Origin of the sequence: Streptomyces sp. XY431 (assembly GCF_001279805.1) — a bacterium.
GTDB lineage: Bacteria > Actinomycetota > Actinomycetes > Streptomycetales > Streptomycetaceae > Kitasatospora > Kitasatospora purpeofusca.
Genome location: NZ_LGDO01000121.1, coordinates 1 through 12,360, shown reverse-complemented (window position 1 = coordinate 12,360; position 12,360 = coordinate 1). Strand labels below are relative to the sequence as shown.

Here is a 12,360-nt window from a genome sequence, read left to right as displayed (position 1 = left end):
GAAGTCCCCCGCCGCCACCACCCCGACCTCGCCGCCTGAGGCCGCGGGACCGTCCCGTTCAGGATGCCCCGGGCCCGCGCTCCGACGCCGGAGTGCGGGCCCGGGGGCGTTCGCGGGCGTGGACCGGGTGGGACAGTGGTGTCACACTCATGGTGTCACAGTGGTGGTGCTACGAGGTGGGAGGCGGGGGTGGAGGTGCGGCTGACGGTGGACGAGTTGGCGGCGCGGGCGGGGGTGACGGTGCGGACGGTGCGGTTCTACGGGACGAAGGGGCTGCTGCCGCCGCCGGTGCTGGGGGCCCGGCGGGTGGGGGGGTACGGGGCCGAGCACCTGGACCGGCTGGGGCTGATCGAGGAGTTGCAGCGGCAGGGGCTGACGCTGGCCGCGATCGAGCGGTACCTGGCGCGGCTGCCGCAGGACTCCACCCCGCTGGACCTGGCGATCCACCGGGCGCTGGTGGCCTCGTGGACGCCGGAGGCCCCGGAGGAGGCCGAGCGGGGGCAACTGGAGCGGCGGGCCGGGCGGCGGCTGTCGGAGGAGCAGCTGGACCGGCTCGCGGCGATGGGGGCGCTGGAGCGCACGGCGGACCCGGAGGTGTTCCGGGTGGACCCGGGGCTGCTGCCGCTGGGGGTGCGGATCCTGGACGTGCCGATCCCGCTGGAGACGCTGCTGGCGGCGCGCGCCGTGGTGGTGGAGCACAGCCGGGCCACGGCGCGGGAATTGCAGCGGCTGTTCCGGGAGACGGTGTGGCGGCCGTTCCGGGAGAGCGAGCCGGAGCCGGACGACGTGGAGCGGATGAAGGCGCTCACCGACCACATCCAGCCGATGGTGGCGCAGGCGCTGGTGACCGCGTTCCAGAAGTCCCTGCGGGAGGAGCTGGGCGAGGAGGCGGAAGAGGACGTGGCAGGGAACGTGGAAGGGGACCCGGGCGGGGCGGCGCCGTAGCCGCCCCGCCCGGGCGGGGGTCAGTCGGTGAAGGTGCGCCCCTCGGCGGCGATCCGCTCCAGCAGCGCGGGCGGCGCGAACCGCTCCCCGTACGCGGCGGCGAGCTCGCGGGCGCGCTCCGCGAAGCCGACCGGGCCGCCCGGGTAGCCGTTGATGTACTGGAGCACACCGCCGGTCCAGGCCGGGAAGCCGATGCCGAGGATGGAGCCGACGTTGGCGTCCGCGACGGAGGTGAGCACGCCCTCCTCCAGGCAGCGGACGGAGTCCAGGGCCTCGCTGAAGAGCATCCGCTCCTTGAGGTCCTCGAACGGGATGTCCACGTCCGCGCGGGTGAAGTGCTCCCGCAGGCCGGGCCAGAGCCGGCCCCGGGTGCCGTCCTCGTCGTAGTCGTAGAAGCCGGCGCCGCCGCTGCGGCCGGGGCGGCCGAACTCGTCCACCATCCGGTCCACCACCGCGTCCGCCGGGTGGGCGGTCCACTCGCCGCCGGCCGCCTCGACGGCGCGCCGGTACTCGTCGCGGATCCGGCGCGGCAGGGTGAGGGTCAGCTCGTCGAGCAGCGAGAGCACCTTGGCCGGGTAGCCGGCCTGGGCGGCGGCCTGCTCGACGCTGGCCGGCTCGACGCCCTCGCCGATCATGGCGACGCCCTCGTTGATGAACTGGCCGATCACCCGCGAGGTGAAGAAGCCGCGCGAGTCGTTGACCACGATCGGGGTCCGGCCGATCTGCCGGACCAGGTCGAAGGCGCGGGCCAGCGCCTCGTCCCCGGTCTGCGGCCCGCGGATGATCTCCACCAGCCGCATCTTGTCGACCGGCGAGAAGAAGTGCAGCCCGATGAAGTCGGCGGTGCGCTGCACGCCCTCGGCGAGCAGGCCGATCGGCAGGGTGGAGGTGTTGGAGCAGAGCAGCGCGTCGGGGGCGACGATCCCCTCGATCTCCTGGAACACCTTGTGCTTGAGCTCCGGGTTCTCGAAGACCGCCTCGATCACCGCGTCGCAGCCGGCCAGGTCGGCGGCGTCGGCGGTGGGGGTGATCCGGGCGAGCACCTCGTCGCGCTGCGCCTCGGTGCGCCGGCCCCGGGCCACCGCCTTCGCCAGCAGGCCCTCGGAGTAGGCCTTCCCGCGCTCGGCGGCCTCGACGGTGACGTCCTTGAGCAGCACCTCGATACCGGCCTCGGCGCAGGTGTGGGCGATGCCGGCGCCCATCATCCCGGCGCCGAGCACGGCGACCCGGCGGACCGTCCGCTTCTCCACCGACTCGGGCCTCCCGGCACCGGAGTTGACCGCCTGGAGGTCGAAGAAGAGGGCCTGGATCATGTTCTTGCTGGTCTGCCCGCAGGCCAGCTCGGTGAAGTAGCGGGCCTCGATCGCCATCGCCGTGTCGACGTCCACCTGGGCGCTCTCCACCGCCGCGGCGAGCACATTGCGCGGCGCCGGGTAGGGGGCTCCGGCCAGCTGCTTGCGCAGGTTGGCGGGGAAGGCGGGCAGGTTGGCGGCGAAGGCCGGGGTGCTCGGGGTGCCGCCGGGGATCTTGTAGCCCTTGACGTCCCAGGGCTGGACGGGAGCCGGGTTCGCCTCGATCCAGGCTCGCGCCCGCTCGGCCAACTCCTCCGGTGTGGCGACCAGTTCGTGGACCAGGCCGTGCTGGAGGGCCTGCGCCGGGCGGTACTGGCGACCCTGCAGCAGGAACTTGAGCAGGGCGTCGGTGATGCCGAACAGCCGCACCGTGCGGACGATCCCGCCGCCGCCGGGGAGCAGGCCGAGGGTGACCTCGGGCAGGCCGATCCGGCTGGCCGGGGTGTCCAGGGCGATCCGGTGGTGGCAGGCGAGGGCGAGCTCCAGGCCGCCGCCGAGCGCGCTGCCGTTGATCGCGGCGACGACCGGCAGGCCGAGCGTCTCCAGGGTGCGCAGGGCGCGCTTGATCCGCATCGACTTCTCGAAGACGGCGGCGGCGTCCTCCGGGCGGGCGGCGGAGAGCATCCTCAGGTCACCGCCGGCGAAGAAGGTCTTCTTGGCGGAGGTGATCACCACACCGCGCAGGTCGCCGGAGGCACCGAGGCCGGCCAGCCGGGCGACGACGGTCTCGAAGTCGGCGGTGAACGCCTCGTTCATGGTGTTGACGGACTGGGTGGGGTCGTCGAGGACGAGGGTGACCACGCCGTCCTCGGCCTGCTCCCAGCGGATGGTGGTGGTGTCGCCGGTGTCGCTCATGGGGTTCTGGTCTCCTGAAGGGCCGGAAAGGGAGGAGGTCTCGGGGGCGCGGGTCAGACGCGCTCGATGACGGTGGCGATGCCCATGCCGCCGCCCACGCAGAGGGTGGCCAGGCCGTAGCGGAGCTCGCGCCGCTCCAGTTCGTCGATCAGGGTGCCGATGAGCATCGCGCCGGTGGCGCCCAGCGGGTGGCCGAGGGCGATCGCGCCGCCGTTGACGTTCACCTGCTCGGGGGAGAAGCCCATCTCCCGGACGAAGCGCAGCGCGACGGCGGCGAAGGCCTCGTTGATCTCGACCAGGTCGATGTCGGCGGCGGTCAGCCCGGCCTTGGCGAGCGCCTTGCGGGTGGCGGGGGCGGGTCCGGTGAGCATGATGGTCGGCTCGGAGCCGGAGACGGCGGCGGAGACGATCCGGGCGCGCGGCCGCAGCCCGTAGCGCTCGCCGATCTCGCGGCTGCCGATGGCGACCAGGGCGGCGCCGTCCACGATGCCGGAGGAGTTGCCGGCGTGGTGGACGTGGTCGATGGCCTCCACCCAGTGGTACTTCTGGAGGGCGACGGCGTCGAACCCGCCGGCCTCGCCGATCGCGGCGAAGGAGGGCTTGAGCCCGGCCAGGGTCTCGACGGTGGTACCGGGGCGGATGAACTCGTCCCGCTCCAGGACGACCAGGCCGTTGCGGTCGCGGACCGGGACCACCGACCGGTCGAACAGCCCGTCGGCCTGGGCCTTGGCGGCGCGGGCCTGGGACTCGGCGGCGAAGGCGTCGACGTCGGTGCGGGAGAAGCCCTCGATGGTGGCGATCAGGTCGGCGCCGATGCCCTGCGGGGCGAAGTTGGTCTCGTAGGCCGTCATCGGGTCGGCGAACCAGGCGCCGCCGTCGGAGGCCATCTTCACCCGGGACATCGACTCGACACCGCCGGCCAGGATCAGGTCCTCCCAGCCGGAACGGACCTTGGCGGCGGCCATGTTGACGGCCTCCAGGCCGGAGGCGCAGAAGCGGTTCTCCTGGACGCCGGCCACCGTGTCGGGCAGGCCGGCCGCGACGGCGGCGATCCGGGCGATGTCGGAGCCCTGGTCGCCGACGGGGCTGACCACGCCGAGCACGATGTCGTCGATCGCCGCCGGGTCCAGCCCGGGGAAGCGGCGGCGGATCTCGTGGATCAGGCCGACGACGAGGTCGATCGGCTTGGTGCCGTGCAGCGAGCCGGTGGCCTTGCCCCGGCCGCGCGGGGTGCGGATCGCGTCGTAGACGTACGCTTCGGTGGTCACGGTGGGCAGCCTTTCGGGGCGGGGTGCGGGGTGCTGGGTACTGGGAGTGGGCGTGGCGGCCGGAGCCGGGGGCCGGGCCGGCCGGGGTTCAGCCGAGAATGGAGCGGCCCACGATCTCCTTCATGATCTCGGTGGTGCCGCCGTAGATGGTCTGGATGCGACCGTCGGTGAACGCCCTGGCCACCGGGTACTCGGTCATGTAACCGTAGCCGCCGTGGAGTTGGAGGCAGCGGTCGGCGGTGCGCTTCTGCAGTTCGGTGGCCCACCACTTGGCCATCGAGGCGTCGGCCGGGGTGAGCGCGTAGCGGTTGTGCTCGGTGATGCAGCGGTCCACGAAGGCACGGGTGACCGCGCACTCGGTGGCCAGTTCGGCGATCTCGAAGCGGACGTGCTGGAGCTTCGCCAGCGGCCGGCCGAACGCCTCGCGCCCCTTGACGTACTCGGTGGTGATCTCGACCAGGTACTCCGCGCCGGCGATCGCGGCGGCGGCGATGGTGAGCCGCTCCTGTGCGAGGTTGCGCATCAGGTACAGGAAGCCCTGGTCGATCTCGCCGAGCAGGTTCTCCTTCGGGACGCGGACGTCCTCGAAGAACAACTCGGCGGTGTCCTGGGCCTTCTGGCCGATCTTGTCGAGGTTGCGGCCGCGCTCGAAGCCGGGCATGCCGCGCTCGACGACCAGCAGGCTGAGGCCGTGGGAGCCGCCCTCGGGGGTGGTGCGGGCGACCACGACCACCAGGTCCGCGAGGATCCCGTTGGAGATGAAGGTCTTGGCGCCGTTGAGGAGGAAGTGGTCCCCCCGGTCCTCGGCCCGGGTGCGGATGCCCTGGAGGTCGGAGCCGGTCCCGGGCTCTGTCATCGCGATGGCCGTGACGAGTTCGCCGGAGCAGAATCCGGGCAGCCAGCGGCGCTGCTGCTCCTCGGTGGCGAGCGAGGTGAGGTAGGGGCCGATGATGTCGTTGTGCAGCCCGATCGCCAGTCCGGACGCCCCGGCCCGGGCGAACTCCTCGGCCAGCACGGCGGCGTAGCGGAAGTCGGCGTTCCCTCCGCCGCCGTACTCCTCGGCGACGGCGAGGCCGAGCAGTCCCTGCCGGCCGGCCGCCAGCCAGGCTTCGCGGTCCACGATGCCGGCCTTCTCCCAGCGGTCGTAGTGCGGCAGCACCTCCTTGGCGAGGAACGCCCGGACGGTGCCGCGGAAGTCCTCGTGCTCGTCGGTGAAGAGGTCGCGTTGCACGGCAAACTCCTTGGGAGGGTGGCTGGTTCAGGCGGTCGGCGATGCGGGGGTGCGGGCGGGGCCGGTGGGGCCGGTGGACCCCGCGCGGTCCGCCGGCTCGGCTGGGTCGACTGACCCGGCGGACTCGGCCGGCTCGGCCGCGAGCGAGGGCACGCCCCAGTCGCGGGCGACCTCGGCGGTGTCGGCGCCCGGCCGGGCCGGCGGGCGGCGCAGCGCGCCGGGGGTGGCGGAGAACCTCGGCGCGGGAGCCGGCTGGGTGACGCCGTCCACCTCGACATAGGTCCCCCGGCTCGCCAGGTGCTCGTGCGCATGCGCCTGCCGCATCGTCAGCACCGGTTCCACGCAGGCGTCCGACCCGGCGAAGACGGCTTCCCAGGCGGCGCGGGTGCGGGTGGCGAAACGCGCGGCGATCCGGGCCCGCAGCTCGGGCCAGCGGGCGGTGTCCCACTGTCCGGGCGCGTCCGGGCCGAGTTCCAGCAGCCGGGCGAACTCGGCGTAGAACTGCGGCTCCAGCGCGCCGACCGCGAGGTGGCCGCCGTCGGCGGCCGGGTAGACGGCGTAGAACGGCGCGCCGCCGTCGAGGAGGTTGACGCCGCGCCGGTCCTGCCACCGGCCGCCCGCGAGCAGGCCCTGGAGGACGGCGGTGAGGTGGGCGGCGCCGTCGACGATGGCCGCGTCCACCACCTGGCCGGCGCCGGTGGCGCGGGCGTGGTGGAGGGCCGCGAGCAGGCCGACGACCAGGTAGAGCGAGCCGCCGGCGTAGTCGCCGAGCAGGTTGGCGGGGAGGGCGGGCGGCCCGTCGGGATCGCTCGCGGACACATCCGGCAGGGCGGCGGCCGTCGGGGCGACGAGGCCGAGGACGCCGGCCACCGCCGTGTACCCGATGTCGTGCCCGGCCCTGGCGGCCAGCGGCCCGTGCTGCCCCCAGCCGGTCATCCGCCCGTAGACCAGCGCCGGATTGCGGGCCAGGCAGGCTTCCGGCCCGACCCCGAGCCGCTCGGCGACTCCCGGCCGGTACCCCTCGATCAGCAGATCGGCGTGGTCGACCAGGTCGAGCACCCGGCCCGGCCCCTCAGGGTCCTTGAGGTCGACGACCACCGAACGCTTGTTGCGGTTGGCGAGGTCGTACGCCGGCTCGATGCCGAGCGGCGAGGGCTCGGGGCGGTCCACCCGGACCACGTCGGCGCCGAGGTCGCCCAGCAGCATCGCGGCGAACGGTCCGGGTCCGATCCCGGCGAGTTCGACCACCCGGACCCCGGCCAGCGGCCCGCCCGCGCCACCACCGTGCACACCGCTGTCACCCACGGGCGCCACGGCCCCTCCGAGGATCGACGAAGTCTGACAGTAAAGCTGTAACACTCGTGATGATAGGCAAGCGACTCGTCGGTAACAAGACCTCGGCCCCTCGTCCGCCGGGACGGTCGCGGCCCGGCCGGATCCCCCCGGCGGGGGAGGCGGATCCGGTCTCCGGAGGACGCCCGGACCGCCGGGCCCGCGGGACCGTGGGGCACATGACCTCGATGCTCCCGCCCCGCACACCGACCCCGGCCCCGACGCCCGACGCGGCGCCCGCTCCGGCCCCGAACGGCGTACCGGCCTCCGCGCCCCACCCCGCCGCACCGGCCTCCGCACCCCGCACCGCCGCACCCAGCCCCGCCGCACCGGTCGGCCGGACCCGGACGGTGGCGGCCGCGGTGGCCGTCGCGGCGACCGTGCCCTACCTCGGTCTCAAGCTGCTCTGGCTCACCGGCCACCCGGTCGGGGCCGGCGACGCCGACGCCATGGACGACCTGTGGCTCGTCAACCTGCTGACCTTCGGCATGGACGCCATCGCCGTCCTGCTCGCCCTGTCCTTCGTCCGACCGTGGGGCCGCCGGGCGCCGGCCGGGCTGGTGGCCTTCCCGATGTGGGTAGCGACCGGACTGCTCGGGACCATCCTGGTCGCCCTGCCGCTGTTCCTGCTGTCCACCCTGCTGCTCGGCCCGGACCAGGCGCCGCCCGGTACCGACGACGGGCCGAGCGGCTGGGTGTTCCCGGTGGTGTACGGCGGCTTCGCCGTCCAGGGGCTGGCGCTGATCACCGGCTTCCTGCTGTACGCGCGGGAACGCTGGGCCGGGCTGCTGCGCCACGACCGGATCGGCGACCTGCCCCGCTCCCCCACCCTGACCACCCAACGGGCCTTCGCGTGCGTCGCCGCCCCGCTCGCCGCCGGGGTCGCGGCGGCCCGGGTGTACTGGGCCTGCGGTGGGACGACCGGGCTGCCGCTGGAGTGGCAGGAGTACCGCGGCCGGGGCGTGGCGGTGATGGACGGGGTGACGGCCCTGATGGCGGTGGCCGCCGGCGCGGCGCTGCTGCTGCTGGTGTTCCGCGGCCGTCCGGGGTGGCGGCTGCGCGGACCGCTGGCCGTGGTGTGGACGGCGGCCGGGTCGCTGTTCGGCTGGGGATCCTGGCAGTTGGTGGCCTTCGGGACGTTCACGGCGGCACCCGACCCCCGGCGGGCGGTGCCGGGTCTGATGACCCTGGTGGAGTCCGCGCAGGTGGCGACCGGGCTGCTGGTCCTGGCGGTGGGCGCGATCGCCCTGGCCGAGCGGTCCGCGGCCCGCGCCGTCCCGGACACCGCGTGGGCCTCGGCGATCCCGCGGACCGGCGGGGCCGCTGACGTAGAGTCTGCGGAATGATCACGGGGGCGGGGGCCGACCGGCGCACGGACGCGGGCACGAGCACACACGCGGGCACGGGCGCGGGCACGGGCACGGACGCGGAGAACGACAGGGGCAGCACGGAGAAGGGCCGGAGCGCAGGCCCCGTCCGCCGCACGCTGCGCGCCCTGTTCGGGCGGCAGGCCCGGCTGCGGTGGGTGCACCTGGTGCTCGGCGGCGCACTGCTGATGCCGTACTGGCTGCTGTCGACGGTCGTGCTGGGCTCGCTCGACCCGCAGAAGGGCCCGCTGCTCCAGGTCCTGCTCTACTTCGCCGCCCTCGCCACCTCGCTCCCGATGGCCGCCACCACCGCGCTGGTGCCGACCGTCCGGGCGCTGGAGGGGGCGGCCGCCCTGGCCCTCTGCGCGCCCGCCCGGGCGGGCGAGGTGGTCACCGGACCCGCCCGGTCCTGGGCGGCCCGACGGCGGACGGCCGGCTGGTTCGTACTGCACCTCGCGTTCGGCGGCATCGTCAGCGGGATGACGCTGGCCGGCACGCCGTTCGCGGCGATGCTGGTCCTCCGGCCGACCGGCTTCGAGGAGTTGACGCGGTTCTGGGAGGACCACGGCGTGCCGGGGCCACTGCCCGGCCCGGTGCTGGGCCTCGCCCTGTTCGCGCTGATCGTCGGCACCAGCGCCGGTCTCGGCGGCCTGCTGGCCCGCTGGGCGCCCGTCCTGCTCGGCCCGACCCCGGACGAGCGCCTGGCCGCCGCCGAACGGCGCGCCACCGTACTCGCCCAGCGCAACCGGCTGGCCCGCGAACTGCACGACTCGGTCGGCCACGCGCTGAGCGCCGTCGGCATCCAGGCCTCGGCCGCCGCCCGGGTGCTGCGCACCGACCCGGAGTTCGCGGCGGAGGCGCTGGCCGCCATCGAGGAGACCGCGCGGGGCGCCGTCGCCGAACTGGACGCGGTACTGGGACTGCTCCGCGAGGAGGAGCGCGGCGAGGCCGCAACGGCCGGCCCGACCCTCGCCGGACTGGACGACCTGCTGCGGCAACTCGCCAGGACCGGGGTGACGGTGGACGCCGAGCTGGCACCGGGCCTGGACCGGCTGCCGCCCGAGTTCTCCCGCGAGGCGTACCGGATCGTCCAGGAGGGCCTCACCAATGTGCTGCGGCACGCCGGGCCCGCACCCGCCCGGCTGCGGGTCTCGCTGGCCGACGGGTGGGTGGGGATCGAGCTGACCAATCCGCTGGAGCGGCTCCGGCCCGGTCGGCCCGGCGGCGGACGCGGCCTGCGCGGGATCGGCGAACGCGCGGCGGCGCTGCACGGCGACTGCGAGGCCGGGCCGACGCACGACGGAACGATGTGGCGGCTGGCCGTCCGGCTGCCGGCGGGAACGGGAGGAGAGCAGTGGTGAACGGTTCGAGGAGTACGGCAGGGGCCGAGGGGGCGGCGACGGGGGCCGCCGCCCCGGTTCGGGTGGTGATCGCCGACGACGAGCGGCTGGTGCGGACGGGCCTGCGGGTGGTCATCGACGCCGAACCGGACCTCACCGTGGTCGGCGAGGCCGCCGACGGCGTCGAAGTGGTCCCGCTGGTGCGCGAACTGCGGCCGGACGTGGTGCTGATGGACGTCCGGATGCCCGGGATCGACGGCATCCGGGCCACCGAGCAGCTGATCGGCGGGATGGCCGAGCCGCCCCGGATCCTGGTGGTCACCACCTTCGAGCACGACGACCACGTGTACGACGCACTGCGGGCGGGGGCGGCCGGCTTCCTGCTGAAGCGGGCCCGGGCGGAGGAGATGGTGCAGGCGGTGCGGCTGATCGCGCGCGGCGACTCGCTGCTGTTCCCGGCGGCCGTCCGCGAGCTGGCCCTCCGGTACGGGTCGTCGTCCGCGCGGGACACCCGTCCGGCGCCCGGCCGGGGTTCGGCCCCGGGCCGGAGCCGTACGCCGATCGAGCGGCTGACCGAGCGTGAGGGCCAGGTGCTGCGGCTGATGGCGGCGGGGCTGAGCAACGGGGAGATCGCCGCGAAGCTCTCGCTCAGCCAGGAGACGATCAAGACGCACGTGGGCAGCGTGCTCGCCAAGCTGGGCGCGCGGGACCGCACCCAGGCGGTCATCACCGCCTACGAGTCGGGCTTCGTCCTGCCGGGCTGAGTCCGGTGGCCGCGGCCACCGGCGGGCGCGTGCCGAGGTGTCGGCCGAGGTGTCGGCCGAATGTCGCAGGGGCATCCACAGGGAATCCGGTAGGTGGCGGAACGTTTTTCCCCTCCCCCCGACCCACAGGTAGAGTGCGATCTTCCCCTTCGACGTCCGATACCTCCTGTATCGCCCGAAAAGAACTGGTGGCCGCATGTCAGTCCGGACCAGCCCGGCGCTCTGGTGGCGCGCCGGCATCGTGCTCTCGACGGGCCTCGGCCTGAGCCTCCAGACCGCGCCGCTGGTGTACTTCACCATCCAGAGCAATGTGATCGTGTTCGGCTACTTCGTCGGCGCCGTCCACTGGATGCTGAAGCGCGGGACCACCGACGCACCCGCGCCCCGACTGCGCGGCGCCGCCACCCTGTACATCCTGATCACCGGGCTGGTCTCGCACATCCTGCTGGAGCACGGCGCCAACCCGCTGCCCGGCCTGTTCGACGGGCCGGACAAGCTCCAGCACTGGTCGTCGTTCTTCGTGCACTACGTCACCCCGGTGCTGGTGATCGTCGACTGGCTGGTGTTCCGGCCCCGCAACGCCTCGTCCTGGCGGGACATCCCGCTCTGGCTGACCTTCCCGCTCGGCTACGCGGCGCTCGTGCTGGTCCGCAACGCGCTGTTCTCCAACTACCCGCTGCCGTACCCGTACTTCTTCTTCGACCCGACCACGAAGGGGTACGGCTACGTCTGGGGGCAGATCGCCCTGCTCACGGTCGAGTTCGTCGCGCTGGCCGCCGTCGTGGTCGGCCTGGACCGGCTGGGCACCCTGGTCCGCGCCCGGCTGACGCGCGACAGCACCGACAGCACCGACAGCACCGACAGCGCCACCCCGGCCGAGGCCTGACGGCGGGTCGGCTCCGGTCCGGCGCCGGACCAAAGCCGCCCCGGCCGTCCGGCCTCAGATCCGCCAGGACCGGATCCGGTCGGCCGCCGCGAACACGTCCGCCCGCCCCTCCACGATGTCCCGGGCCAGCTCGACCAGCGCCCCGTACGGCGGATCGACGCCCTCGCCCGCCGCGTGCATGTACGCGGCCGTGGCCATGCAGGCGTAGAGGTTGTTGCGCAGCGGCAACGGGCGCAGCAGCACGATCGTGTGCATCAGGGTGGCGGCGCACCAGGCCGGATCGGCCTCGTGGCCGAGCTGAGCGGTGTTCACCCGGTGCCGGGCGACGGCCGCCTGGAGCGCCGAGTAGTCGCGCACGCTGAGGTCCTCGGGCGAGGCCAGCTCCTGGATGTCGAGCAGCCAGCGCAGATCGACACGCGGCAGCATCATCGCGCCACCCCTCCCGTGACGACGCCGCTCAGGCGGCGGGCGCGTCCTCCGGGAACGCCCGGTCGAACTCCTCGCGGTGCTCGTTCCAGAACGCCACCGCGTGGGAGACGAACACCCGGCGCTGCTGCTCCCGCACACTCAGGTCGTGCACATACGCCTTGACACTCTTTCCGTCGGCGGCGGCGGCCTCGCGGATGGCGGCGAGTTCGTGCTCCGTGTACTCGATGTTGAGTGCTGGCATGGCGCCGATGGTACTGGAGCCCACAGGAGTTGGACACTGAGCCGACAACCCCGACAGCCCTCGGGGGAGCGTCTGGTCCGCAAGTCGGAGCCGGGTGCGCCGGAGCGTACCTCCGGGGTCCTGGTGGGGACCGATCCGCAGGTTGACGTGCCGAAACCGGTCGGGCCCGTACCGTCGGCCCTGGGTGGCGGAGAGGTTCCGCGGGGGAGGCCCGGACCGGAGACGGCAGGGGACGACATGGGTATCGGACGGCGGAGGCCGACGGCCGGAGCGACGGGGACGACGAGGGCTGCGGGGGTTCCGAGGGCTGCGGGGGCGGCGGGGGCTACGGGGGCGGCCAGGGTCAGCGG

General features: G+C 74.1%; 11 protein-coding genes. 5 read left to right on the top strand and 6 right to left on the bottom strand.

Features of this window, described 5'->3' with window-relative positions; all coding sequences use genetic code 11:
- Positions 1-189: 189 nt before the first annotated feature.
- Entirely contained in the window at positions 190-945 is a 756-nt protein-coding gene (locus tag ADK60_RS15660) for a MerR family transcriptional regulator (protein WP_053646587.1), read from the top strand.
- 20 nt (positions 946-965) lie between these two features.
- On the opposite strand, the gene ADK60_RS15655 is transcribed toward ADK60_RS15660, so the two are convergent.
- The 4 genes from ADK60_RS15655 to ADK60_RS15640 all read right to left on the bottom strand — a co-directional run bounded on the left by ADK60_RS15655 (position 966) and on the right by ADK60_RS15640 (position 6,956).
- On the bottom strand, positions 966-3,152 hold the full coding sequence (locus ADK60_RS15655; protein ID WP_053646584.1) for a 3-hydroxyacyl-CoA dehydrogenase NAD-binding domain-containing protein: 2,187 nt from the start codon (positions 3,150-3,152) through the stop codon (positions 966-968).
- Between the two features lie 53 nt (positions 3,153-3,205).
- On the bottom strand, positions 3,206-4,420 hold the full coding sequence (locus tag ADK60_RS15650; protein WP_045942112.1) for an acetyl-CoA C-acetyltransferase: 1,215 nt from the start codon (positions 4,418-4,420) through the stop codon (positions 3,206-3,208).
- Positions 4,421-4,508: 88 nt separating this feature from the next.
- Complete coding sequence (locus tag ADK60_RS15645; RefSeq protein ID WP_053646582.1) at positions 4,509-5,651, bottom strand: acyl-CoA dehydrogenase family protein; 1,143 nt, start codon at positions 5,649-5,651, stop codon at positions 4,509-4,511.
- Between the two features lie 27 nt (positions 5,652-5,678).
- Positions 5,679-6,956, bottom strand: coding sequence for a CaiB/BaiF CoA transferase family protein (locus ADK60_RS15640; protein WP_286185281.1), 1,278 nt, complete (start codon positions 6,954-6,956; stop codon positions 5,679-5,681).
- Between the two features lie 206 nt (positions 6,957-7,162).
- Here ADK60_RS15640 and ADK60_RS15635 point away from each other — a divergent pair, with 206 nt between their 5' ends.
- From ADK60_RS15635 to ADK60_RS15620, 4 genes are all read left to right on the top strand, one after another.
- On the top strand, positions 7,163-8,329 hold the full coding sequence (locus ADK60_RS15635; protein ID WP_053646580.1) for a hypothetical protein: 1,167 nt from the start codon (positions 7,163-7,165) through the stop codon (positions 8,327-8,329).
- Positions 8,326-9,711 (top strand): sensor histidine kinase, encoded by a 1,386-nt coding sequence (locus ADK60_RS15630; RefSeq protein ID WP_079008397.1) that lies wholly within the window; start codon positions 8,326-8,328, stop codon positions 9,709-9,711. Before ADK60_RS15635 ends, ADK60_RS15630 begins: the two co-directional genes overlap by 4 nt.
- The gene (locus tag ADK60_RS15625; RefSeq protein ID WP_079008396.1) at positions 9,708-10,454 is read left to right on the top strand and encodes a response regulator; all 747 of its coding nucleotides are present in this window, start codon (positions 9,708-9,710) and stop codon (positions 10,452-10,454) included. The genes ADK60_RS15630 and ADK60_RS15625 overlap by 4 nt, the downstream gene beginning before the upstream one ends.
- 196 nt (positions 10,455-10,650) lie before the next feature.
- The gene (locus tag ADK60_RS15620; protein WP_063783157.1) at positions 10,651-11,340 is read left to right on the top strand and encodes a Pr6Pr family membrane protein; all 690 of its coding nucleotides are present in this window, start codon (positions 10,651-10,653) and stop codon (positions 11,338-11,340) included.
- A 54-nt stretch (positions 11,341-11,394) separates the two neighbouring features.
- On the opposite strand, the gene ADK60_RS15615 is transcribed toward ADK60_RS15620, so the two are convergent.
- Together ADK60_RS15615 and ADK60_RS15610 are read right to left on the bottom strand one after the other, a co-directional pair.
- Positions 11,395-11,766, bottom strand: coding sequence for a hypothetical protein (locus ADK60_RS15615; RefSeq protein WP_045942107.1), 372 nt, complete (start codon positions 11,764-11,766; stop codon positions 11,395-11,397).
- A 31-nt stretch (positions 11,767-11,797) separates the two neighbouring features.
- Positions 11,798-12,010: a hypothetical protein gene (locus tag ADK60_RS15610; protein ID WP_030391175.1), complete on the bottom strand. Its 213-nt coding sequence runs from the start codon at positions 12,008-12,010 to the stop codon at positions 11,798-11,800.
- Positions 12,011-12,360: the final 350 nt, after the last annotated feature.